Source organism: Micromonospora sp. NPDC049151 (assembly GCF_040648395.1).
In the GTDB taxonomy this organism is placed as follows: Bacteria; Actinomycetota; Actinomycetes; order Mycobacteriales; family Micromonosporaceae; genus Micromonospora.
This window is the reverse complement of record NZ_JBEZDP010000001.1, coordinates 493,680-515,844: the sequence shown is the minus strand read 5'-3', so window position 1 is coordinate 515,844 and position 22,165 is coordinate 493,680. Positions and strand designations below refer to the sequence as shown.

The 22,165-nt window shown below is 72.4% G+C and carries 23 protein-coding genes; 6 read left to right on the top strand and 17 right to left on the bottom strand.

All coding sequences use genetic code 11. The annotated features are described in order from the left end of the window. Positions 1-6 precede the first annotated feature (6 nt). Both AB0B20_RS02510 and AB0B20_RS02505 read right to left on the bottom strand, forming a co-directional pair. Positions 7-1,188 carry an acetoin utilization protein AcuC gene (locus AB0B20_RS02510; RefSeq protein WP_357382626.1) on the bottom strand — a complete coding sequence of 394 codons (1,182 nt, stop codon included), beginning with the start codon at positions 1,186-1,188 and terminating at the stop codon, positions 7-9. Positions 1,189-1,235: 47 nt separating this feature from the next. After that, positions 1,236-2,093, bottom strand: coding sequence for a sulfurtransferase (locus AB0B20_RS02505; protein WP_357382624.1), 858 nt, complete (start codon positions 2,091-2,093; stop codon positions 1,236-1,238). Between the two features lie 97 nt (positions 2,094-2,190). On the opposite strand from AB0B20_RS02505, the gene AB0B20_RS02500 reads away from it, so the two are divergent. Further along, positions 2,191-2,877, top strand: coding sequence for a metal-dependent transcriptional regulator (locus AB0B20_RS02500; RefSeq protein WP_357467428.1), 687 nt, complete (start codon positions 2,191-2,193; stop codon positions 2,875-2,877). Between the two features lie 48 nt (positions 2,878-2,925). Here AB0B20_RS02500 and AB0B20_RS02495 read toward each other — a convergent pair whose 3' ends face one another. From AB0B20_RS02495 to AB0B20_RS02465, 7 genes are all read right to left on the bottom strand, one after another. Continuing rightward, the gene (locus AB0B20_RS02495; RefSeq protein ID WP_357467425.1) at positions 2,926-3,474 is read right to left on the bottom strand and encodes a hypothetical protein; all 549 of its coding nucleotides are present in this window, start codon (positions 3,472-3,474) and stop codon (positions 2,926-2,928) included. Positions 3,475-3,560: 86 nt separating this feature from the next. Beyond that, positions 3,561-3,794, bottom strand: a complete 234-nt coding sequence (locus tag AB0B20_RS02490) for a DUF5522 domain-containing protein (RefSeq protein WP_357467422.1) — start codon at positions 3,792-3,794, stop codon at positions 3,561-3,563. A gap of 114 nt (positions 3,795-3,908) precedes the next feature. Beyond that, positions 3,909-4,550: a class I SAM-dependent methyltransferase gene (locus tag AB0B20_RS02485; RefSeq protein ID WP_357467418.1), complete on the bottom strand. Its 642-nt coding sequence runs from the start codon at positions 4,548-4,550 to the stop codon at positions 3,909-3,911. 126 nt (positions 4,551-4,676) lie between these two features. Further along, positions 4,677-5,612 (bottom strand): DUF2332 domain-containing protein, encoded by a 936-nt coding sequence (locus AB0B20_RS02480; RefSeq protein ID WP_357382614.1) that lies wholly within the window; start codon positions 5,610-5,612, stop codon positions 4,677-4,679. A gap of 49 nt (positions 5,613-5,661) precedes the next feature. Further along, positions 5,662-5,841, bottom strand: a complete 180-nt coding sequence (locus AB0B20_RS02475; protein ID WP_357382612.1) for a hypothetical protein — start codon at positions 5,839-5,841, stop codon at positions 5,662-5,664. 211 nt (positions 5,842-6,052) lie between these two features. After that, positions 6,053-6,232, bottom strand: a complete 180-nt coding sequence (locus AB0B20_RS02470; protein WP_013284757.1) for a hypothetical protein — start codon at positions 6,230-6,232, stop codon at positions 6,053-6,055. Next, on the bottom strand, positions 6,229-6,417 hold the full coding sequence (locus tag AB0B20_RS02465) for a hypothetical protein (RefSeq protein ID WP_357382610.1): 189 nt from the start codon (positions 6,415-6,417) through the stop codon (positions 6,229-6,231). The genes AB0B20_RS02470 and AB0B20_RS02465 overlap by 4 nt, the downstream gene beginning before the upstream one ends. Positions 6,418-6,499: 82 nt before the next feature. Here AB0B20_RS02465 and AB0B20_RS02460 point away from each other — a divergent pair, with 82 nt between their 5' ends. After that, complete coding sequence (locus tag AB0B20_RS02460) at positions 6,500-7,390, top strand: DUF5753 domain-containing protein (RefSeq protein WP_357382608.1); 891 nt, start codon at positions 6,500-6,502, stop codon at positions 7,388-7,390. 17 nt (positions 7,391-7,407) lie between these two features. Beyond that, entirely contained in the window at positions 7,408-7,596 is a 189-nt protein-coding gene (locus tag AB0B20_RS02455) for a DUF397 domain-containing protein (RefSeq protein ID WP_357382606.1), read from the top strand. Positions 7,597-7,702: 106 nt separating this feature from the next. On the opposite strand, the gene AB0B20_RS02450 is transcribed toward AB0B20_RS02455, so the two are convergent. From AB0B20_RS02450 to nrdR, 3 genes are all read right to left on the bottom strand, one after another. Next, positions 7,703-7,939, bottom strand: a complete 237-nt coding sequence (locus AB0B20_RS02450; protein ID WP_357382604.1) for a DUF2188 domain-containing protein — start codon at positions 7,937-7,939, stop codon at positions 7,703-7,705. Between the two features lie 140 nt (positions 7,940-8,079). Continuing rightward, positions 8,080-10,977 (bottom strand): vitamin B12-dependent ribonucleotide reductase, encoded by a 2,898-nt coding sequence (locus AB0B20_RS02445; protein WP_269701242.1) that lies wholly within the window; start codon positions 10,975-10,977, stop codon positions 8,080-8,082. Between the two features lie 34 nt (positions 10,978-11,011). Continuing rightward, the gene (gene nrdR, locus AB0B20_RS02440; protein ID WP_269701244.1) at positions 11,012-11,512 is read right to left on the bottom strand and encodes a transcriptional regulator NrdR; all 501 of its coding nucleotides are present in this window, start codon (positions 11,510-11,512) and stop codon (positions 11,012-11,014) included. Positions 11,513-12,002: 490 nt separating this feature from the next. Here nrdR and lexA point away from each other — a divergent pair, with 490 nt between their 5' ends. Then, entirely contained in the window at positions 12,003-12,785 is a 783-nt protein-coding gene (lexA, locus tag AB0B20_RS02435; protein ID WP_357382601.1) for a transcriptional repressor LexA, read from the top strand. Positions 12,786-12,842: 57 nt separating this feature from the next. Here lexA and AB0B20_RS02430 read toward each other — a convergent pair whose 3' ends face one another. Both AB0B20_RS02430 and hflX read right to left on the bottom strand, forming a co-directional pair. Then, positions 12,843-14,597: a hypothetical protein gene (locus tag AB0B20_RS02430; protein ID WP_357467414.1), complete on the bottom strand. Its 1,755-nt coding sequence runs from the start codon at positions 14,595-14,597 to the stop codon at positions 12,843-12,845. A 50-nt stretch (positions 14,598-14,647) separates the two neighbouring features. Then, on the bottom strand, positions 14,648-16,111 hold the full coding sequence (hflX, locus tag AB0B20_RS02425) for a GTPase HflX (protein ID WP_357382597.1): 1,464 nt from the start codon (positions 16,109-16,111) through the stop codon (positions 14,648-14,650). A gap of 196 nt (positions 16,112-16,307) precedes the next feature. On the opposite strand from hflX, the gene AB0B20_RS02420 reads away from it, so the two are divergent. Continuing rightward, positions 16,308-17,780, top strand: coding sequence for an NAD-dependent malic enzyme (locus AB0B20_RS02420; protein ID WP_357382595.1), 1,473 nt, complete (start codon positions 16,308-16,310; stop codon positions 17,778-17,780). A gap of 292 nt (positions 17,781-18,072) precedes the next feature. On the opposite strand, the gene dapF is transcribed toward AB0B20_RS02420, so the two are convergent. From dapF to AB0B20_RS02405, 3 genes are read right to left on the bottom strand one after another with little or no spacing between them, the layout of a single operon-like run. After that, positions 18,073-18,921 carry a diaminopimelate epimerase gene (dapF, locus tag AB0B20_RS02415; RefSeq protein WP_357382593.1) on the bottom strand — a complete coding sequence of 283 codons (849 nt, stop codon included), beginning with the start codon at positions 18,919-18,921 and terminating at the stop codon, positions 18,073-18,075. A 7-nt stretch (positions 18,922-18,928) separates the two neighbouring features. Then, positions 18,929-19,834: a tRNA (adenosine(37)-N6)-dimethylallyltransferase MiaA gene (gene miaA / locus AB0B20_RS02410; protein ID WP_357382591.1), complete on the bottom strand. Its 906-nt coding sequence runs from the start codon at positions 19,832-19,834 to the stop codon at positions 18,929-18,931. Continuing rightward, positions 19,831-20,550 carry a hypothetical protein gene (locus AB0B20_RS02405; RefSeq protein ID WP_357382589.1) on the bottom strand — a complete coding sequence of 240 codons (720 nt, stop codon included), beginning with the start codon at positions 20,548-20,550 and terminating at the stop codon, positions 19,831-19,833. The genes miaA and AB0B20_RS02405 overlap by 4 nt, the downstream gene beginning before the upstream one ends. A gap of 201 nt (positions 20,551-20,751) precedes the next feature. Between AB0B20_RS02405 and AB0B20_RS02400 the strand changes: the two genes are divergently transcribed. Further along, positions 20,752-21,960, top strand: a complete 1,209-nt coding sequence (locus AB0B20_RS02400) for a DUF349 domain-containing protein (RefSeq protein ID WP_357382587.1) — start codon at positions 20,752-20,754, stop codon at positions 21,958-21,960. Positions 21,961-22,165 lie beyond the last annotated feature (205 nt).

The following is a 22,165-nucleotide window of genomic DNA, read 5'->3' as shown; positions in this document are numbered from 1 at the left end:
GCCGGCTCAGTCGCGCGGGTCGTGCGGGTCGAGCCCGAGCAGCGGGAAGACGGCCTTGCGGGTGGCCGCGACGGCCCGGTCCACCGCGTTCGGCTCGCCGCTGGGCTGCCACGGCAGGTACGACGGGTCCACGTCGTCGGTCATCCGCAACGGCACCTCGTGCCCGGGACGCCGCCGCGCGGCCAGGTCCCGCCAGCCGGGCGGGGTCGGCGTGGCCGGGTCGACCGGCTCTCCGGTGGCCACCGCGAGCAGGTGCGTCCAGGCCCGGGGCACCACCTCGACCAGCGCGTACCCGCCGCCGCCGGTGGCGACCCAGCGGCCGTCGCACAGCTCGTCGGCGAGCGCCCGCAGCGTGCGGTACGTGGCCGCCTGCCCGTCCACGGAGAGGTGCAGGTCCGCGAGGGGGTCCTTGCGGTGCCCGTCGGCGCCGCACTGGGTGACGAGCACCTGCGGCCGGTACGCGCGCAGCACCGACGGCACGACCGCGTGGAACGCCCGCTGCCAGCCGGCGTCGCCGACCCCGGGCGGCAGCGGCACGTTGACGGCGGTGCCCTCGGCGCCCGGTCCGCCGGTCTCGTCCGGGAACCCGGTGCCGGGGAACAACGCGAGCGGCGTCTCGTGCAGGCTGATCGTGAGCACCCGCGGGTCGCGGTAGAAGATCTCCTGCACGCCGTCGCCGTGGTGCACGTCGACGTCCACGTACGCGATTCGCTGCGCGCCGAGGTCGAGCAGCCGGGCGATGGCCACCGCCGGGTCGTTGTAGACGCAGAACCCGGCGGCCCGGGCGGGCATCGCGTGGTGCAGGCCGCCTGCGACGCTCACCGCGCGCCGGGCCTCGCCGCGCCACACCGCCTCGACCGCGGCAGTGGTGGCGCCGGCGATCAGCGCGCTCGCCTCGTGCATCCCGTCGAAGACCGGATTGTCCGAAGTGCCGAGACCGAAGCCGGCGAACAGCGGGTCACGCGGCGCGGACCGGACCGCGTCCAGGTAGGCCGGATCGTGGACGCGGGTGAGCAGCGCGTCGTCGGCCGGCTCGGGCTTGACCAGCCGCACGCCGGGCCGGTCCAGCACACCCAGCTCGCGGGCGAGCGCCATGGTCAACTCGACCCGGACCGGGTCGAGGGGATGGTCGCCCATGTCGTAGGCGAGGAGCGCCTCGTCCCACACCACAACCGTGTCGTCGGCCATGCGGCCATCGTCGCACGTGGGCCCGGGTGCGCCCACCTGACGTGCGCTCACCGGCCGGACGTGCCACCGGTCGCGACCGGACGGTCCGGGTCGGCCACCCACTCGCTCCACGAGCCGACGTACAACGCGGCGTCCGGGCGACCGGCCAGGTGCAACGCGAGCACCGCCTGCGCGGCGGTCACCCCGGAGCCGCAGTACGCGCCGACCGGCGCGTCCGCGTCCACCCCGGCGGCGGCGAACCGTTCCCGCAGTTCCCCGGCGTCGGGGAAGCGGCCCTGCGTGACGTACTCCGGGGCGGGCACGTTGACAGCGCCCGGCACGTGCCCGGCGACCGGGTCGACCGGCTCGTGCTCGCCCCGGTAGCGCGGCGCGGCCCGTACGTCCAGCAGCACGCCGGGCTCGGCGGCGGCGAGCCGGGCGGCCTGTGCGGCGTCGAGCACCGGCAACGCGCCGGGTGCCACGGTCACGTCGCCGGGCGCCGGAGCGGGCACGCTCGTGTCGACCGGCAGCCCGGCGGCCGTCCAGGCGGGGAAGCCGCCGTGCAGCACCCGCACCTGCCGGTGCCCGGCCCAGCGCAGCGTCCACCAGGCGCGGGCGGCGGACATGCCGTCGCCGCCGTCGTACACCACCACCGGATGACCCGCGCGGACGCCCGCGGCCCGCAGCGCGGCCTGCAACGCCGCCGGGTCCGGAAGCGGGTGCCGCCCGGCGGCGCCGGGCGGCCCGCACAGCTCGGTGTCCAGGTCGATGAAGACGGCGCCGGGCAGGTGGCCGGCGGTGTAGTCGTCGCGCCCGGGCGGGCCGGCCAGCCGCCAGCGGACGTCGAGCAGGGTCGGCGGGTCGGCGTGATCGAGTTCGGCGACGAGCCGGTCGGGCTCGACCAGCAGGTCTGCGGTGGCGGACATACGGTCCAGTCAACACCATCCGGCGCATCACCTCCGGCTTCGCCTGCGTCGATGGTCGGTGGTAACGGGTACCATCGGAGCCCAGGAGGCCGCAGACGTGAAGCACGACCTTGTTGACACCACCGAGATGTACCTGCGCACCATCCTCGAACTCGAGGAGGAGGGGGTGCCGCCGCTTCGTGCCCGCATCGCCGAGCGGCTGAAGCAGAGTGGCCCGACCGTCAGCCAGACCGTCGCCCGCATGGAGCGCGACGGCCTGCTCACCGTCGAGGGCGACCGGCACCTGACCCTCACGCCGCAGGGCCGCAACACCGCCGTGTCCGTGATGCGCAAGCACCGGCTGGCCGAGCTGCTGCTGGTCAACGTGATCGGGATGCCCTACGAGGAGGCCCACGAGGAGGCCTGCCGGTGGGAGCACGTGATGAGCGACGCGGTGGAGAAGCGGGTTTTCGACCTGCTCAACCGCCCGACCCGCTCGCCGTACGGCAACCCGATCCCGGGCCTGGAGGAGCTGGGCGACCCCGGCCAGCCGCCGGTCGAGGCCGGCGAGAGCGAGCGCAACCTGGCCTTCCCCGGCCTGTCCGGCACCGTCGTGGTGCGGCGGATCTGCGAAAGCGTGCAGACCGACTCGGACGTGCTCCGGCAGTTGCACGCCGCCGGCGTCGACCCGGGCGCGACGGTGACTGTGGCGCAGGAACGCGACGCCGTCTCGATCGACCGCTCCGGTGACCGGGTCCGGCTGCCCCGCGAGGTGGCGTCCCGGGTGTTCGTCGCGGCCCACTGACCGTCCGGCGGCCCCGGCCTCGGTCAGAGCTGCCTTGACGACCCTCGGTCAGAGCTGCCTGGTGTCGATCACCTTGGCCAGCGTGACCAGCTTGCCCGCCGTCTTGTCCGCCTCGGCCTTCGCGGTGCCGGTCGGGGCGGTCCAGCGCAGGGTGGCGAGCCGGCCCTCGGTGGCCAGCCAGCCGACTTCGGCGACCGGGCCGGACTTCGCGGCCTTGGGCAGCGTGCGCCGGTAGGCGGCCTTGCCCAGCTTGCTGATCTTCGCCGCGCCGCTCGGCTGCACGTCGAGGGCGAACGTGGCCGCGTCGATCGACGTGTCGGTCACCGACAACGTCAGCTCCGGCAGCACCGCCCCGGCCGCGCGGACCACGCAGGTGTACGTGTCGCCCCGCTCGGTGGCCGCCGCCACGTCGAACGTGCCGCCGGTGTGCTCGGCGATCACCGCGAAGTCGAGCAGCCGGCACGCCCCGCCCGAGGACGCCGCCACGACGGCGACCGGCGGGGGCGGACCCGGCGGCCCGGCCACTGTCGGCGCCTCCTCGGAGCAGCCGGCGGCGAGCAGAACGGCCGGAACGGCCAGCCAGATTCGGGCACGCACGGGAGACCTCCGCGGTCGGCGGCGGGTCCGACCCGCCGGAGTTCCGTCGGACACCGTACGGCGTGCCCAGGCGGGGACGGAAGCCCCTAATCGGCCACGTACGGACAGTGCCGGCACCCTCGCCCGCAGCACGTGCCACGCCGGGCCAGGAACCCGGCGCTGAGCACGAACAGCCCGGTCTCCGGGTCCAGGTAACCGGCCTCCCCGGCGGCCAGGGCGGCCGCGTGCACGGCGAGGACGCGCTCCCGACCCGGGTGGTCCGGCGCCAGCCGCGACGGGTGGGGTTCGGTCAGGGGCCGGTCCGCCAGCTCGTCACGCACCGCTGAAGTGTAAGGAAGGGCCCCTTCTTAACGTCTACTGCATGGGAAGGGCCCCCTCTTAACACCCCGGCGCCCGTGGCGCGGAAACGCCGGTGTGCCGGCGCTCACGAGTGGTCAGACCGCCGGGCGCCGGGCCAGCAGGAACGCCTGGGGCTGGCGCTCGGCGCCAACCGGTTCGCGGACCATCGTGGCGGCGACTGTGAAACCGGCGGCGGTGAGCTGAACGGTCAGCCGCTGCGGCGACAGCCAGTGCACGTCGAGGGGGACGCGGTGCCCGTACGTCTGCTCCCGCCGGTCGAGCCGGTCGCCGGCCTTCACCGCGAGCAGCAGGTGACCGCCCGGAGCGAGCACCCGGTGGAAACCGGCGAACACCTCGGGCAGCAGCTCCGGTGGCAGGTGGATGACCGAGTACCAGGAGACCAGCCCGGCCAGCGACCCGTCGGGCGCGGTCAGCTCGGTGAGTGAGTCGAGCTCGAAGCGCAGATCCGGGTACGCGCGGCGGGCCACCGCCAGCATGCCGGGCGAGAGGTCGACGCCGCCGATGTCGAGGCCGAGCCGGTGCAGGTGGGCGGTGACGCGACCGGTGCCGCAGCCCACCTCCAGCACGGGCCGGCCCGGCCCGACCGTTTCGGCGAATACGGCCAGCAGCGCCCGGTCCAGCGGCGGCTCCACCACGTCGGGCAGCAGCCGCGCGTAGTCCTCGGCGACGGTGTCGTAGGCCGCCCGCGTCTCGACCAGCCACCGAGGTTCGCTCACACCCGCCGACCCTAGTCACCGCCCGCCCTGTCCCCGTCGATCATGAAGTTGGCGGCTGTCGCGTCGGTGTGTCGCGCCGTCAACTTCATGATCGCCGAGGATAAGGGCGGGCGGGGGTGGGTGGGGTCAGCGGAACCAGGTGAGGGACTGGCCGTGGCCTGTCGTCCAGGCCACGGGGTGGCCGTCGAGGGCCAGGACGTTGTGGAAGCCGTCGGCGGGTGGCTCGGGCAATGCCGCGTGGGGCAGCACCGACGGATCCTCGTTGGCGATCCAGTGGCCCGGCAGGCTCCGGACCAGCGCGGTGAACGCGTCCCGCCGTGGCGGCGGCACCTGGTAGAGCACCGAACTGTGGAACACCACGAGCGTCGCCCCGGCCGGGGCCTGCGCCGCCAGCGCCGGCAGGTCGTCGACCAGGTCACCGCGTACCAGCAGGGGCGGGTCGGCCGCCGCGATCGCCGCCGCGGCGCGCAGCCGCTCCCGGCGGTGCCGGTGTTCCGGCCAGATCAGCGCGTCCAGCCAGGCCACGTCGGCCGGGGCGGTGACGTCGAGCGGGTTCACGTCCAGCCCGGCCCGCCACACCACCTCCGGGCGCCGCCGCGGCGGCTCGACGCCGGTCAGGTCACAGTCGAGCACCGGCTCACCCCCGCCGAGATGCCGGTCGCCGTACCGGTAGGCGTACCGGTCCGGGTAGAGGCACAGCCCCGCGGACGCGCCGACCTCCAGCAACGCCAGCGGCTGCGGCAACGCGGCGAGCACCGGCAGCAGCACCGCGCAGCGCCCGGCCTCGTTCGTCTGCGTCGCCCGCACCCGCATCTGCGCCGCGACATCCGGCCAGTGCGCGATCACGTACGCGCGGAACGCCGCCGGGTCGTCCACCGGCCCGCCGCGCAACCGCACCACCCCGAACAGCAGGTTCGGCTGACGCTTGGCCGGCGGCAGCGTGTCGAGCAGGGCGAGCAGCTCCGGGTCACCGGCCACCGCCCGCGACAACCGCTCGTACGCCGGGGACACGCCGCGCGTCTCCCGCTCGGCGAAGACCCGATAGATGTCGGTCGTGCTCATCCCCCGAGCATTCCAGCTCGCGTACACGATGGGATGTGACAGTGGGCACCTACGGCCGTTTCGGCCGACGGGGACGAAGTCCCCGGGAGATCTCCTCCAGGTGCCGCTGTTGGTGCTCGCGCACCATGGCCTCCCAGATCTCCTGGTCGAAGTCAGGATCGAGCGGCACCCACCGGTGCGAGCCGTCGCAGTAGTGAAACCGTTCGTCGCCCGGCCGAATGACACTCATCGCACCCACCCGAGGAAGCGCTGATGCAACACCCCGGCCGGCATCCAGGTCAGATCCTCCGCCGCCCACACCAGATAAGACCCCATGTACAAGCCCAACGACACCGGCGCTCCGGCGAACTCGGCCCGCAGCTCACGACGCCGCGTCGGGCAGGGCCACGGAGCGCCACACCCACCGCAGCTCCACACCGGAAGAACCGGCCCGTGGGTGGTCACCGGAGGCCGTCCAGGAAGCGCCGGGTGGCGGTCCGCGCCTGCCGGCGGGCCGCCCATTCGACCTGCTGACAGGGGTACGGAGACAGGCGCGCCCACCATGCCCGACACCCCGTGCAGAAGCCGTCGAGGCCGGGTACGTGCACCGACAGGATCTGCCGGACCTGCGACTCCGTCACGTCTGCTCCTCTCCCGGCCAGTGGCCGCGACGGATCGGGATGCGATGGCGTGCGCGGCACGGCAGTTCCGCACCGCAGCGGCAGATCCGCCGCCACCGCCGCCAGGACCACACCGGCCGGTGCCGCCGAGCGAGGGTCAGCGCGACCGCCACCACGTACTCCTCGTACGACACACGAGTACGCATGCCGCCCTCCCAAATTTAGACTTCCATTTTGGAAGCCCAACTAGACTAAAAGTTGGACTCCTGTTTTGGAACCCTGCCGAGCGTGTCGCGTCATCTCGATGCGGAGGGCGATAATCAGCCGATGGTCAACCCGACAATCCAGCGCAGGCGGCTCGGACTCGCGCTCAAGCGGGCTCGGGAGCACGCCGGCAGGACGCAGGACGAGGCGGCAGCAGTCATCGATGCCGCAGCGAGCAAGATCAGCCGCATCGAGCTGGGCCAGTCGGGCATCAAGCTGACCGACCTGCATCTCCTGCTCGACCTGTACGGCGTTACGGGCGAGGAAGCCGAGCCGTTACGGGAACTCGCTCGTGCCGGGCGCCAGCGAGGGCGGTGGAGCACATACCGCAACGCCGTACCCGATTGGTTCCGCCAGTACCTCGACCTAGAGGGCGACGCGTCGGAGATTCGCTGGTACCAACCGGAGGTCGTTCCCGGCATCCTCCAGACCGAGCCCTACATCCGCGCGATGAACGCCACCGCCCACCCGCGCCCCAACGACGAGGATCTGGACCTGACGGTCGCCATCAGGCTTGAACGGCAGGCGATCTTGCGCCAGGAAAGCGGCCCAGAGCTGAGCTTCATCCTGAGCGAGTCCGCGCTCCGGCGGAACATCGGTGACGTCGACACCATGAGCGACCAACTCCGCCACCTCGTGGAGGTGAGCAACCAGCCGAACGTCTCGCTCCAGGTCTTCCCCTTCGACGCGCAGACCTACGAAACGGCGTCCTTCAACTTCATCATCCTGCGCTTCGGCGACGACGCCGGCTCGGATGTGATCTACGTAGAGACGTTCACGGACGCGGATTACCTCGACCGACCGGACGCGGTGCGGGCCTACACTCGGCTGTGGGACCGGCTCCGTGCCGCCGCGCTCGGGCCGGTAGAGTCGCGCAAGCTCATCCGGCAACTGGCGGATGAGCTGGCACGCTGACGGAACTGGAGGTGGCCGTGACAAGCCCGGATCGCCTCGGCCTCAAGTGGCGCAAGTCGAGTCGCAGCGACAACAACGGCGGCGCGTGCGTAGAGGTTGCCGCCGTCAGCGAGAACATCCTGATCCGCGACAGCAAGGATGCGGCCGGTCCCGTTCTACGCTTCGGGTGTCAGGCATGGCAGGCGTTCCTCCGCACTCTGCGCTAACCCGGACCTGCCGGTACATACACTTCATCGCTGGCCCTTAAGCCAGCCGCGAGGACGAATGATGGCAAGCGGGGCGCACGCCTTCGCGTACGCCCCGGCCCTCTAGTCAGCGTGAGTCACGGGGCGGATTCGGATCGTTCCCATAGCTGTCTCGCTCACGGATTTGACCGTTTCTGCCGTGAAGGTAGAACTCCGTCTGGTCCGCCCGGGCTACTGGCCGCCCAGCCCTCTCGGCTTCCGCCTGAGTCGGGTGCAGCGACGATGCCCGCTGATTTCCCTCCCGGACCACAGCCCACGCGCCGTCGCGAGGGACGACATGAACAGGTTTGGGCTTATCAGCCATGATTTTCTCCACTCCTACTCGATTAACTTGCTTGACCGAGCCGGGAGGAGCGAAGATCTGTCTCTGCAAGGAAACAGGTCGGGGCTCCGTCCCGGCTCACGAGCCCCGGGCGCGCCAACGCCCGGGGCTCGTTGCTTTCGTCAGCTGCAGCCGCTGGTGGAGCCGCAGCCCTCGCAGACGTAGCAGCTACCGGCGGGCCGCATCTTGGTGCCGCAGGTGAAGCAGAGCGGCGCGTCGGCGGCCTTGCCGATCACGGCCTCCAGCAGTTCGGTGCTGGAACCCACAGACGGCGCGGGCTTCACGGCCGCGGCGTCGGCCATCTCCTGCGCCGGCTGGGCGATCGGGCCGGTCTTCGGCTCGGGCGCCTCGACCGGGGCGGAGGCGGCCATCGCGGTGAGGTCCGCACCGCTCGCCTCCGCCTCCGCCTCGGCCGCGAGCTGGGCGGCCCGCTCCTTGGCGGTGAAGATGCCCAGCTCGGCGCGGCGGTCGTACGGCAGGAAGTCCAGCGCCAGGCGACGGAAGATGTAGTCCATCACCGAGGCGGCCATGCGCACGTCCGGGTCGTCGGTCATGCCGGCCGGCTCGAAGCGCATGTTGGTGAACTTGCTGACGTACGTCTCCAGCGGGACGCCGTACTGGAGACCGATGGAGATGGCCACCGAGAAGGCGTCCATCACGCCGGCCAGGGTCGAGCCCTGCTTCGACATCTTGAGGAAGACCTCGCCGAGGCCGTCGTCCGGGTAGGACGAGGCGGTGAGGTAGCCCTCCGCGCCGCCGACCGAGAACGAGATGGTCTCCGACGGGCGCTTCTTCGGCAGCCGCTTGCGCACCGGGCGGTACTCGACGACCTTCTCCACGACCTTCTCCGGCGCGGCGGCCGGGGCCTGGGCCTCGACGGCGCCCTTGCTCGGCTTGGCAGCCGACAGCGGCTGGCCGACCTTGCAGTTGTCCCGGTAGATCGCCAGCGCCTTCAGGCCGAGCTTCCAGCCCTCGAAGTAGATCTTCTCGACGTCCTCGACGGTGGCCTGCTCCGGCATGTTCACCGTCTTGGAGATGGCGCCGGAGATGAACGGCTGGACCGCCGCCATCATCCGCACGTGACCCATCGGCGCGATCGAGCGCTCGCCCATCGCGCAGTCGAAGACCGGGTAGTGCTCCGGCTTGAGGCCCGGGGCGTCCACCACGTGACCGTGGTCGGCGATGTGCTCGACGATCGCCTCGACCTGCTCCTCGGGGTAGCCGAGGCTGCGCAGGGCGCGCGGCACCGTCTGGTTCACGATCTGCATCGAGCCGCCGCCGACCAGCTTCTTGAACTTCACCAGGGCCAGGTCCGGCTCGACACCGGTGGTGTCGCAGTCCATCATCAGGCCGATGGTGCCGGTCGGGGCGAGCACGCTGGCCTGCGAGTTGCGCCAGCCGTGCTTGTCACCCAGCTTGTTGCCCAGCGTCCACTGCTTGGTCGCCTCGCGCTGCACGGCGGTCGCCACGGTGCCGGTCGGCTTGATCGCGTCGTTGGCGGCGGCGTGCTTGCGCATGACCCGCTTGTGCGGCTCGGCGTTGCGGGCGTAGCCGTCGTACGGGCCGACGATGCCGGCCAGCTCGGCGGACCGGCGGTAGGCGGTGCCGGTCATCAGCGAGGTGATCGCGGCGGACACCTCCCGGCCCTGCTCCGAGTCGTACGGCAGGCCGGAGGCCATCAGCAGCGCGCCCAGGTTGGCGTACCCGATGCCGAGCTGCCGGTAGGCGCGGGTGGTCTCACCGATCTTCTCGGTCGGGAAGTCGGCGAAGCAGATCGAGATGTCCATCGCGGTGATGACGAACTCGACCGACTTGACGAACTTCTCCACCTCGAAGCCGCCGTCGGCGCGGAGGAACTTCATCAGGTTCAGCGAGGCCAGGTTGCACGAGGAGTTGTCCAGGTGCAGGTACTCCGAGCACGGGTTCGACGCGGTGATCCGCCCGGTCTCCGGGCAGGTGTGCCAGTCGTTGATGGTGTCGTCGTACTGCAGGCCCGGGTCGGCGCACTCCCACGCGGCCTGGGAGATGGTGTGGAACAGCTTCTTGGCGTCGATCGTCTCGATGGTCTGCCCGTCGAGCCGGCCGCGCAGGTCGAAGCCGCCGCCGTTCTCCACAGCGGACATGAACTCGTCGGAGACGCGGACCGAGTTGTTGGCGTTCTGGTACTGCACGCTGACGATGTCGGCGCCGCCCAGGTCCATGTCGAACCCGGCGTCCCGCAGCGCGCGGATCTTGTCCTCCTCGCGCGCCTTGGTCGCCACGAACTCCTCGATGTCCGGGTGGTCCACGTCGAGGATGACCATCTTGGCCGCACGCCGGGTGGCGCCACCGGACTTGATGGTGCCGGCGGAGGCGTCCGCGCCGCGCATGAAGCTGACCGGGCCGGAGGCGGTGCCGCCGGAGGAGAGCAGTTCCTTCGAGGAACGGATGCGGGACAGGTTGACCCCGGCGCCCGAGCCGCCCTGGAAGATCCGGCCCTCCTCCTTGTACCAGTCGAGGATTGAGTCCATCGAGTCGTCGACGGAGAGGATGAAGCAGGCACTGACCTGCTGCGGCGACGGCGTACCGACGTTGAACCACACCGGCGAGTTGAAGCTGAACACCTGGTGCAGCAGCATCCAGGTCAGCTCGTGCGCGAACACCTCGGCGTCGGCCGGGGTGGCGAAGTAGCCGTACTCCTCACCGGCGGTGCGGTAGGTCTCGACCACCCGGTTGATCAGTTGCTTGAGCGACCACTCCCGCTCCGGGGTCCCCACCGCGCCCCGGAAGTACTTGGTGGTCACGATGTTCGCCGCGTTCACCGACCAGGACTCGGGGAACTCCACCCCGCGCTGCTCGAAGTTGATCGAGCCGTCCCGCCAGTTCGTCATGACGACGTCGCGGCGCTCCCAGGCGACCTCGTCGTAAGGATGCACCCCCTCGGTCGTCCAGACGCGCTCGATCTTCAGCCCCGCCCCGGCCTTGTTCCGTGACCTGCTGGTCGTCACGCCCTCGCCCCCCTCGTCGGCACGGTCACCCACCGCGCCTCGTGTACCTGTCAGAAACCCGAAAATGTCAGCTGATCGCGCCGGCGGCGTCCGCCGCACCGGCACCGGCGCCCTCCCGGGCGCGCGCGGCGGCCCGCAGCGACTCGATCTCGCGCTCGAAGTCGGCGAGCGAGTCGAAGGAGCGGTAGACGCTGGCGAACCGCATGTAGGCCACCTCGTCGAGGTCGCGCAGCGGGCCGAGGATGGCCAGGCCCACCTCGTGGCTGGGAATCTCGGCCGCCCCCTTGGCCCGCACGGTCTCCTCGACCTTCTGTGCCAGCAGCGCGATCGAGTCGTCGTCGACCGGCCGCCCCTGGCACGCCTTGCGCACCCCACCGATGATCTTCGTACGGCTGAACGGCTCGGTCACCCCGCTGCGCTTGACCACCGCGAGCACCGCCTCCTCGACGGTGGTGAACCGCTTGCCGCACTCCGGGCACGACCGTCGCCGCCGGATGAGCTGGCCGTCGTCGGCCTCCCGCGAGTCGACCACCCGGGAGTCGGCGTGCCGGCAGTACGGACACCGCATTCGCCCGACCTCCTGTCGTCGATCGCGGGCACACCTACCGGCTCGCGGGCACGCGTCGACACGGCGGAGCCATCGTCGGATGACCGTCGCCGAGTGCGCGGTGCGGGAGTGCGTTCGGTAGTGGAACCCAACCTGTGGGCAACTTACGCCCGTGTGACTACTACATCTAGGGGTCGACCGTATGCCGAACCCCAAGCGAGGTCAAGTTGGTCGGCGTGTCCGGCGCGTCATCCGCATCACGCCCGGCGCGCCGCCACCGAGGAGCCCAACGGACGGCCTCCCGTGCCGGTCACGGGCGGCCGCGATAGAACATCCGTTCGAGCGGCGTACCCTTCTATCAGAACACCAGTTCGGAAATCCAGGAATTCGGCGCGACACGCCGACAGCAGGTCGTACAGATGTTTGAAAATGGCCGATCTCACCTATACGGTCAGACCACACGCACCACGAGCCGACGAGGCACCCCAGCGCCGACCAGGGAGGGACGGACGTGACCGAGGACCGGGCCAGCCGGCAGAAGAACCCGCAGCCGAACGACGGGGCGGGTCCTCCGGCGACCCGTCGCCCCCGCACCGCCCGCAGCCGCACCGCCCCCGCGGCGGTGCGTCCGGTCACCCCGGTGGTGAGCAGCTTCCCCGACCCGGCGACCGTCGACCTGACCGCCCGGCAGCGGCGGATCCTGGAGTTCATCCGCACCTGGGTCGAGCGGCACGGCTACCCGCCGAGCGTGCGCGAGATCGGCGAGGCGGTCGGGCTGGTCTCCCCGTCCAGCGTCGCCTACCAGCTCAAGGAGCTGGAGAAGAAGGGCTACCTGCGCCGCGACCCGAACCGGCCGCGCGCCGTCGACGTCCGGGCCCCGGGCGAGGCCGACGACGAGGCCGCCCGCGCGCAGCGGCCCACCCCGGCGTACGTGCCGATGCTGGGTCGCATCGCCGCCGGTGGGCCGATCCTGGCTGAGCAGGCCGTGGAGGACATCTTCCCCCTCCCCCGCGAGCTGGTCGGCGAGGGCGAGGTCTTCATGCTCCAGGTCAAGGGCGACTCGATGCTCGACGCGGCGATCTGCGACGGCGACTGGGTGGTCGTCCGGCAGCAGCCCAACGCCGAGGTCGGCGACATCGTGGCCGCGATGCTCGACGGCGAGGCGACGGTGAAGACCTACCGGCGCCGCGACGGGCACGTCTGGCTGATGCCGCAGAACCCGGCCTTCGACCCGATCCCCGGCGACGACGCCACCATCATGGGCCGCGTGGTGGCGGTGCTGCGCCGCATCTGAGCGACAGCGACGCAGAAGGGGTGACCGGTCCGCCGGTCACCCCTTCTGCGTGTCGTCTCAGTAGCGGTCGCCGCGGTACTCCCGGCCGCCGGACACCGGGCCGTACCGGCCCCTGTCGTCGTAGCCGTCGTCGCGCCGCGCGCCACGCGGATCCGGTCCGCGACGCGGCGGTTCGGCCCGGCCGCCCTCGCCGCGCGGTCCGCCGCCGTTGGGCTGTCCGCGATGCCCGGCCCCGCCGGGACCGCCGCCGTAGGCGCCACCCGGACCGCCACGGCCCGGACTGCCCTGGCCGCCGCCACCCGGGCCGCCACGACCGGGACCGCCCTGGCCGGCACCCGGTCCGCCCTGGCCTCCTCCGCCGTAGACGCCGCCACCGCGCCCTCCACCGCCGGCCGGGGCTCCGCCGCCGCCGTACACGCCGCCGCCCGGCGGACGGGTACCGCTCGGAGGACGGCCGCCACCCTGGCCGCGACCGCCGTCCTGGGGGCCGCCGCCGTACACGCCGCCGCCGGGCCGGCCACCGCCGTAGACGCCGCCGGACGCCGGACGGTCGCCGTTGGGCGCGCCGCCGTAGACGCCGCCCTGACCACCGCCGTAGACCCCGCCGCGCGGCGCCTCCGGCCGTTCCGCCGACGGGAAGCCGTTGTTGACCGGGAACTCGCCGCTGCGCTCGGGCTCGTCGGCGGGCGCCCGGGGCGCCGGCTTGCGCCGCGCCCGCAGGATGCCGAAGACGCCCGCGCCGACCAGGAGCGCGCCGAGCACCCCGACCGCCGCGATCAGGTACGTGATCTCGTCGAGCGAGAGCCCTTCGAGCCACGACTGCTTGGCGGCCGGTTTGGTCGGGGCCTTGCCGCCGTTGGGAAGCGCCTCCGCGCCCGTGGTGGACGGGGTGTAGCTGAGGATGTCGATCGGGTCCGAGTCGTCGAGCGTGCCGCCGTCGGAGACGGTGACGAACGACTTCCCGTCCGGCGTGTAGGAGATCGCCTCGCCGAACGGGTCGGCGAGCGGCGTGACCCGGGGCTTGCCGGTGGTGATCGCCTTGACGATGTCGCCGCCGGTGACGTCGAACTCGAACGCGTCGGCGTACGTGCGCAGCACCACCTTGCCGCCGTCGGGCGAGCGGGCGGCGCCGGTGACCAGCACCCGCCCCGGCGAGCCGAGCTTGTTGTCGGTGCTGGTCTTCGGGAGCGTGACCTCGCCGACCTTCTTCATCGGGATCGGCTCGGGGTTGCCGCTCGTCTTCAGCTTCGCCGTCGGGGTGTAGATCTCCGCCTTGCCGGAGAGCTCCTTCGTGATCACCAACGGCAGGTTGTCGTCGCCGACGAGCAGTGCCTCCGCGTCGTGCGGCTCCTTGCCCGGATAGGTGAGCCGGTGCAGCACCGGCTGCTTCGAGCCGCTCAGCGGCATCGTCCACACCGCGACCCGCTCCCGGCGGGTCTTCTTGTCGATGTTGTCGCCGGTGTCGGCGATCCAGAGCGTCTTGCCGTCCGGCCCGAGCGCCAGGTCCTCGGTGTCGAGCGGGCCGTCACCGGAGTAACGGACCTCCTTGTCCACCTTGCACTTGGAGTCCAGGTAGAAGACCCGCTTGCGGGCGGGGTCGTCCGAGCTGTCGTTCACCACGACGTACCCGCCGTTGATGGCGACGAGCCCGGACAACTCGCGGAGGCGGCCGTCCTCGACAGTGCACTTCTTCTTGGGTGCCGCGGCCAGCACGGGGGCCGCGGCGGGGGCCGCCGGGGCCGGCCCGGCCGGCGCCACGACCGCGCCGACCAGGCCGAGCGCGAGCGTGACCGAGGAGACAACGTGCCGCATGACGCTCAGTGTCGCACGGAGCGGGTTTCCGGCGGGTGACGCCGGACGGCTCACCGCCCGGCGCCCACCCGCTCGTCGCTCGTCAGCCGGTCACCCGCCCGGTACGGCGCGAGCTCCGCGGCCAGCCCCTCGCTGACCCGTACGTGCAGCAGCGTGCCCTCGGGCAGGTGCGCGGTGCTGAGCACCTCACCCTGCCGGTGCGCCCGGGCGACCAGGTCACCCCGGTCGTACGGCAGCACCGCGCGCACCTCGACGGCCGGCCGCGGCAAGCGCCGCTCGACCACCTCGCGCAGCTCGTCGACGCCGCGCCCGCTGTGGGCGGAGACGAAGACCGCGTCCGGCCAGAGCCGCTTGAGCCGCAGCATCGTCTCCTCGTCGGTGGCGTCGGTCTTGTTCACCACCAGTAGTTCCGGCAGCCGGTCGGCGCCCACCTCGGTAAGCACCTCGCGGACCGCCCGGACCTGCTCCTCCGGGTCCGGGTGGGTGCCGTCGACCACGTGCACCACCAGGTCGGCGTCGGCGACCTCCTCCAGCGTCGAGCGGAACGCCTCGACGATCTGGTGCGGCAGGTGCCGGACGAACCCGACCGTGTCGGACAGCGTGTAGAGCCGCCCGTCGGACGTGGTGGCCCGGCGGGTGGTCGGGTCCAGCGTGGCGAACAACGCGTTCTCCACCAGCACGCCCGCCCCGGTCAGGCGGTTGAGCAGGCTGGACTTGCCGGCGTTCGTGTAGCCGGCGATGGCCACCGCGGGCACCGCGTTACGGGTGCGCCGGGCGCGCTTGGTCTGGCGTACCGTCGCCATGCTCTTGATCTCGCGGCGCAGCCGCGCGATGCGGTGGCGGATGCGCCGCCGGTCGGTCTCCAGCTTGGTCTCACCGGGACCGCGCAGGCCCACGCCGCCGCCGGCGCCACCGCCGCGGCCGCTACCACCGGTCTGCCGGGACAGCGTCTCGCCCCAACCGCGCAGGCGCGGCAGCAGGTATTCGAGCTGGGCCAGCTCGACCTGCGCCTTGCCCTCCTTGCTCTTGGCGTGCTGGGCGAAGATGTCCAGGATCAGGGCGGTCCGGTCGACCACCTTGACCTTGGTGCGCTGCTCCAGGTTGCGCAGCTGGGACGGCGACAGCTCACCGTCGCAGATGATCGTGTCGGCGCCGGTGGACAGCACCACCGCGCCCAGGTCGTCGACCTTGCCGCGGCCGATGTACGTGGCCGGGTCGGGCCGGTTCCGGCGCTGGATCAGCCCTTCGAGCACCTGCGAGCCGGCCGTCTCGGCCAGCGCCGCCAGCTCGGTGAGGCTGTTGTCGGCGTCGGTCTGGGTGCCCTCGGTCCAGACGCCCACCAGGACGACCCGCTCCAGCCGGAGCTGGCGGTACTCGACCTCGGTGACGTCGGTGAGTTCGGTGGAGAGGCCGGGGACCCGCCGCAGCGCCTGCCGCTCCGACAGCTCGTACTCGCCTGTGGTGGCGTCGAGCTCGTCGTCCTCGTAGGGATGGAAGGTCTCCTGCTCGCGCAAACCGCGTCTCCTGTCCGTTATGTGCCACGCCGAGAATTTTCGGCGCGTGACAGCAATCCTGACATGTGTCAACGCCGGGCGCACCTGTGTTATGCCCGTGACGCTACCGACGGGTAGCGGGGGCGGATGCCGGTCCACCAGGGCGGGCGAGTAGAAATGCGAGTCGAGCCGCTCAGCGCCGACGGAGGAGTTTCTCGTGGCAAACACACGACTGCCGAGTGCCGGATTCTCCATCACCATCCGGATCGCGGTACCCGCCGACGCCTCCTCCATCGGCCGGCTCACCACCGCCGCCGGCGAGGCCGGGGCCATCGTCACCGCGCTGGACGTGGTCGACTCCGACCCCACGAACGTGATCGTCGACCTCACCTGCGACACCGCCGACGCCGGCCACGCGGACCAGGTGGTCGACGCGCTCACCGCGCTCGACGGGGTGGACGTGCGCAAGGTCTCCGACCGGACGTTCCTGCTGCACCTCGGCGGCAAGATCGAGGTCACCCCGAAGGTCGCGCTGCGCACCCGTGACGAGCTGTCCCGCGCGTACACCCCGGGGGTGGCCCGGGTCTGCATGGCGATCGCGGAGAACCCGGCCGACGCCCGCCGGCTCACCATCAAGCGCAACACGGTCGCCGTGGTCAGCGACGGCACCGCGGTGCTCGGCCTCGGCAACCTCGGACCGGCCGCGTCGCTGCCGGTGATGGAGGGCAAGGCGGCCCTGTTCAAGCGCTTCGGCGGGGTGGACGCCTGGCCGGTGGTGCTCGACACCCAGGACACCGACGAGATCGTGGCGATCGTCAAGGCGATCGCGCCCGCGTACGGCGGGATCAACCTGGAGGACATCGCCGCGCCGCGCTGCTTCGAGATCGAGGCCCGGCTGCGCGAGGCCCTGGACATCCCGGTCTTCCACGACGACCAGCACGGCACCGCGATCTGCGTGCTGGCCGCGCTGACGAACGCGCTGCGCGTCGTGGGCAAGCAGCTCGCGGACGTCCGGGTCGTGGTCTCCGGCGCCGGCGCCGCCGGCACCGCGATCATGAAGCTGCTGCTGCGTCAGGGCGTGGGCGACATCATCGCGTACGACCGCAGGGGCGCCCTGCACCGCGACCTGCCGGACCTCAACCCGGCGTGGCAGTGGCTGGCCGAGAACACCAACAAGGAGAACTACTCCGGTGACCTGGCCGGGGCGGTACGCGGCGCGGACGTGTTCATCGGCGTGAGCGCGCCGAACCTGCTCACCGGCGACGACGTCGCCGCGATGGCGAAGGACTCGATCGTCTTCGCGCTCGCCAACCCCGACCCGGAGGTGGACCCGCGGGAGGCCCGCAAGTACGCCGCGGTGGTCGCCACCGGCCGCTCGGACCAGCCGAACCAGATCAACAACGTGCTCGCCTTCCCCGGCGTGTTCCGCGGCATGCTCGACGCGCACGCCGAGGAGTTCACCGAGGAGATGGCGATCGCCGCCGCGCGGGCCATCGCGGACGTCGTCGGCGAAGACAAGATCAACCCGACGGTGATCGTGCCGAGCGTCTTCGACTCCCGGGTCGCCCCGGCCGTGGCCGCGGCGGTACGGGCCGCCGCCCAGAACCCGGCCGCGACCCCCGCCCCGGCGGCCGACCCGGGCCCCGCCGACCTGCCCGAGATCGCCGCCAACGCCAGCGCCACCCCCTGACACCACCCGGCACCCGCTCCGACCTCCCAGCGCACGCGCACACCCTCCGGCCAAGCCCGCCACCACGCCCCGCGGATTCGCCCGAGATCTTGGAAGGAAACGGCCCTCATAGGGGCCCGAATCGTCCAAGATCTCCAGCATCAGCGGCTCGGCGACCCGGCGTGCGGCCAGCCCCACCCGTCACCGTGTTGATCAAGGAGTTTGTGTCATCCGGAGTGCCGGAATCCGCCGCAAACTCCTTGATCACCGGGGCGGGGGCGGGGAGGGGCGGGGGCGGGAGGGCGGGGGTGGGCTACGGGTGGAGGGCTGCGGGAGTCAGGGTGCCTGTGGCCACCAGGACGGCGGGGCCGGAGAGCCAGCAGGAGTCGGCCGTTACGGTGACAGTGAGGCGTCCGCCGGGTACGTCCACCGCCACCGTGCCGGTGTCCAGGCCGGCGTCGCGCAACGCCACCGCGCCGACCGCGCACGCGCCGGTGCCGCAGGAGAGCGTCTCGGCCGAGCCGCGTTCGTAGACCCGCATCAGCACGTGCCCGTCGGTGCCGGCGACCGGCTCGCCCGGCGTGGTGAACTCGACGTTCACCCCTGACGGGAACGTCGAGGCGTCCACCTCGGGCGCGCGGGTGAGGTCGAGCGCGGCCAGCTCCAGCGCGGCGGGCAGCGGGCACACCAGGTGCGGGTTGCCGACGTCCACGGCGGTGCCGGGCACCGTCAGCCCGCCGAGCGTGGCGGTGGCCGTGTCGTACAGCCGGGGGCGGCGCATCTCGACCGCGACGTCGGCGCCCTCGACGCGGGCCCGCACCAGGCCGGCGCGGGTGGCGATGGGCAGCGTCCCGCCCGGCGGGGCGACGGCCAGCGAACGGTCCAGCAGGTAGCGGACGAACACGCGGGCCCCGTTGCCGCACATCTCGGCGAACGAGCCGTCGGAGTTCCAGTAGTCCATGAACCACTCGGCCTCGCCCGCGAGCGCGACGCCCTCGGGGTGTTTGGCGGCCCGTAGGACGCGCAGCACGCCGTCGCCGCCCAGCCCGCGCCGCCTGTCGCAGAGCGCGGCGACCAGGCCGGGTGTCAGGTCGAGGGTGCCGTCCGGGTCGGGCAGGATGACGAAGTCGTTGCCGGTGCCGTGACCCTTTGTGAACTCCACGCCCCCATCATCGCCGATGCTCGGCGACCGCCCGCAGGGCAGTGTCGAGAAACCCGGGTGAGGCCGAGTCCAGCCAGTGCACGCGCGGGTCACGCCGGAACCAGGAGCGCTGCCGCCGGACGAACCGGCGGGTGGCGCGGATCGTCTCCTCGTGCGCTTCGGTCTCGGTCAGCTCGCCGGCCAGGAACCGCAGCACCTGCTGGTAGCCGAGCGCCCGGCTGGCCGTCCGCCCGTCGGGCAGCCCCTCGCCGACCAGCGCCCGCACCTCGTCGACCAGCCCGTCGGCCCACATCCGGTCCACCCGCAGCGCGATCCGCTCGTCCAGCAGCGCGGTGTCCAGGTCCACGCCGAGTTGCACCGACGGGTAGTACGGCGTGGGCGACGGCAGTGACGCGGTGAACGGGGCGCCGGTCAGCTCGATCACCTCCAGCGCCCTGACGATCCGCCGCCCGTTGGTGGGCAGGATGCTCGCCGCCGCGCCCGGGTCCGCCTCGGCCAGCCGCGCGTGCAGCGGCAGCGAGCCGACAGCCGCGAGTTCCGCCTCCAGCCGCTCCCGCAGCGCCGGGTCGGTGCCGGGGAACTCGAAGCGCTCCAGCACCGCCCGCACGTACAGCCCGGAGCCGCCCACCAGCAGCGGCACCCGGCCCCGGGCCAGGATGTCGTCGACCGCCGCGCGGGCCAGCGTCTGGTATTCGGCGACGCTGGCCGGCTCGGTCACCGGCCAGATGTCCAGCAGGTGGTGCGGCACGCCCTCGCGCTCGGCCGGTGTCAGCTTCGCGGTGCCGATGTCCATGCCCCGGTAGAGCTGCATCGAGTCGGCGTTCACCACCTCGCCGTCGAGCGCGTGCGCCAGCGCGATGCTCAGCGCCGACTTCCCGGCTGCCGTCGGCCCGACCACAGCGACGACTGTCATGCCCGCTCCCAGTTCGCCACGAAGTAGGCGACGCCGTAGGGCGCGCTGTGGTGGCTCAGCTCGCCGCGCCAGTCGCCGCCCGCCGCCCCGACCGCGCCGGCCAGCACCTGCCACGCCGCCCGCCCGGCGACCCGCAGCTCCGCCGACAGCCCCGGGTCCAGGCCGAGCAGGGCGTCGGCGTCCGCGCCGGCCAGCGCCGAGGCGACCCCCTCGTCGTACGCCTCGGCGCGCGGGTCGTCGTACCCCGGCGCCTTGACGCCCCGGCAGGCGGACCCGTCACCGAGCACGAGCAGCGCGACCCGCGGATCGTCGTCGTCGACCAGGCTCGCGCCGAACGCCGCGCACTCCGCCGGTGTGGCGTCGTGCGCCACCGACCGGGCCAGCCGGGGCAGTTCCGTGCCGGAGCGGTTCAGCAGCCAGGCGCCGACGGTCAGGCTCAGCGGAAGGCGGGTCCCACCAGCGCAGTTGACCTTCCAGAGCCGCACGTACCGGTCCAGCCCGAACGGGCGCAGCGAACCGTGCTCGGCGGTGGTGAAGCGGACGGTCTCGGGTCCGCCGCCGACCAGCAGAATCGCCTCGGGGCCGGCGGCGAGCAGCCGGGCGACCGCCGCGTCGGCAGCGGCGCGCAGGTCGTCCAGCTCGGGCGCGGCGGCGCCGGCCAGCTCGGGCACGATGAGCGGCGGGTGGGGGCAGACGGCGGCGGCGACCAGTGGCACGCCCCCAACCTATCGGGGTCCCCCGGTGCGTCCCCGCGCCGATCCGGTCATCGAGGGCGTACAACACCGTATGGTCACGGTCGGCGACAGGCGCTCGACACGGACGGGGGCGGACCTGTGACAATGCCGGGAGAAAGTTTGCTGCGCCGTGGCGGCGGCCGAGGGCTTTCCCCTCGACGCCGGGAGAACGAGGATGGGCACATGAGCGACTGGACTGCCTTCGGACGGGTCGACGAGGACGGCACCGTCTACGTCAAGACCGCCGAGGGCGAGCGGGTGGTCGGATCCTGGCAGGCAGGGGCACCGGAGGAAGGGCTCGCCCACTTCGCCCGGCGCTACGCCGACCTGGTGACCGAGGTCGATCTGACCGAGGCCCGGCTCAACTCGGGCGCGGCTGACGCCGGCCACTCCCTGACCACGATCCGCCGGATCCGTGGGTCACTGGCCGAGGCGCACGTGGTCGGTGACATCGACGCCCTCGCCGCCCGCCTGGACAAGCTGGCCGCCGTCGCCGAGGAGAAGGCCGGCGAGGCCAAGGCCGCCCGCGAGGCCGCCCGGGGTGAGGCGCTGGCGCGCAAGACCACCCTGGTCGAGGAGGCCGAGAAGCTGGCCGCCGAGTCGACCGGCTGGAAGACCGCCGGTGACCGGCTCAAGGAGATCCTCGACGAGTGGAAGACCATCCGCGGCGTCGACAAGAAGACCGACGGTGAGCTGTGGAAGCGGTTCGCCGCCGCGCGGGACGCCTTCACCCGCCGCCGGGGCGCCCACTTCGCCTCCCTCGACCAGCAGCGCAAGCAGGCGCAGACGGTCAAGGAGGAGCTGGTCGCCGAGGCGGAGAAGCTCAAGGAGTCCACCGACTGGGGTGTCACCGCCGGTCAGCTCAAGGACCTGATGGCCCAGTGGAAGGCCGCGCCGCGCGCCGCCAAGGAGGCCGAGCAGAAGCTCTGGGAACGGTTCCGCGCCGCGCAGGACGAGTTCTTCAGCCGCCGCAGCGAGGTCTTCTCGGCGCGCGACAACGAGCAGCGCGCCAACCTGGAGCGCAAGCAGGCCCTGCTGGCCGAGGCCGAGGCGCTGGACGTGGACGGCGACCCGAAGGGCGCCCAGGCGAAGCTGCGGGAGATCCAGGCGCAGTGGCACGAGGCCGGCCGGGTGCCCCGCGAGGCCGCCGCCGGGCTGGAGCGCCGGCTGCGGGCCGTGGACGACAAGGTCCGCGAGGTGATGGACTCGGCGTGGCGGCGCACCTCCAAGGAGGACAACCCGCTGCTGGCGCAGATGCGCGCCCAGGTCGCCGAGGCGGAGGACCGGCTGGCCCGGGCCCAGGCCGCCGGTGACGCCCGGCGGATCAAGGAGGCCGAGCAGGCGCTCGCCTCGAAGCGTCAGTTCCTCCAGCTCGCCGAGCAGGCCGGCTGACACGAGCGCCCCGGCCCGCGGGCCGGCGGACACACATCTCAGGGGAGCCCCCGGCCTGGTCGGCCGGGGGCTCTCCGGCTTTCCGCCGCCGGGTTGACGCATCGAGGCGCGCTGATCAGAATGAGCGGCGGAGCCAGGTTCCGGCACCGGCACGAGGGCATCGACGGCTGACAGACGCCGTCGACGATCGCCGGTGCGCATTTCC

Bases quoted from the DNA above. Each gene is read 5' to 3' on its own strand.
- AB0B20_RS02510 (WP_357382626.1), bottom strand. From the start codon at position 1,188: ATGGCCGACGACACGGTTGTGGTGTGGGACGAGGCGCTCCTCGCCTAC.
- AB0B20_RS02505 (WP_357382624.1), bottom strand. From the start codon at position 2,093: ATGTCCGCCACCGCAGACCTGCTGGTCGAGCCCGACCGGCTCGTCGCC.
- AB0B20_RS02480 (WP_357382614.1), bottom strand. From the start codon at position 5,612: ATGAGCACGACCGACATCTATCGGGTCTTCGCCGAGCGGGAGACGCGC.
- AB0B20_RS02475 (WP_357382612.1), bottom strand. From the start codon at position 5,841: ATGAGTGTCATTCGGCCGGGCGACGAACGGTTTCACTACTGCGACGGC.
- AB0B20_RS02465 (WP_357382610.1), bottom strand. From the start codon at position 6,417: ATGCGTACTCGTGTGTCGTACGAGGAGTACGTGGTGGCGGTCGCGCTG.
- AB0B20_RS02450 (WP_357382604.1), bottom strand. From the start codon at position 7,939: ATGGCTGATAAGCCCAAACCTGTTCATGTCGTCCCTCGCGACGGCGCG.
- nrdR (WP_269701244.1), bottom strand. From the start codon at position 11,512: ATGCGGTGTCCGTACTGCCGGCACGCCGACTCCCGGGTGGTCGACTCG.
- AB0B20_RS02430 (WP_357467414.1), bottom strand. From the start codon at position 14,597: ATGCGGCACGTTGTCTCCTCGGTCACGCTCGCGCTCGGCCTGGTCGGC.
- miaA (WP_357382591.1), bottom strand. From the start codon at position 19,834: ATGACAGTCGTCGCTGTGGTCGGGCCGACGGCAGCCGGGAAGTCGGCG.
- AB0B20_RS02400 (WP_357382587.1), top strand. From the start codon at position 20,752: ATGAGCGACTGGACTGCCTTCGGACGGGTCGACGAGGACGGCACCGTC.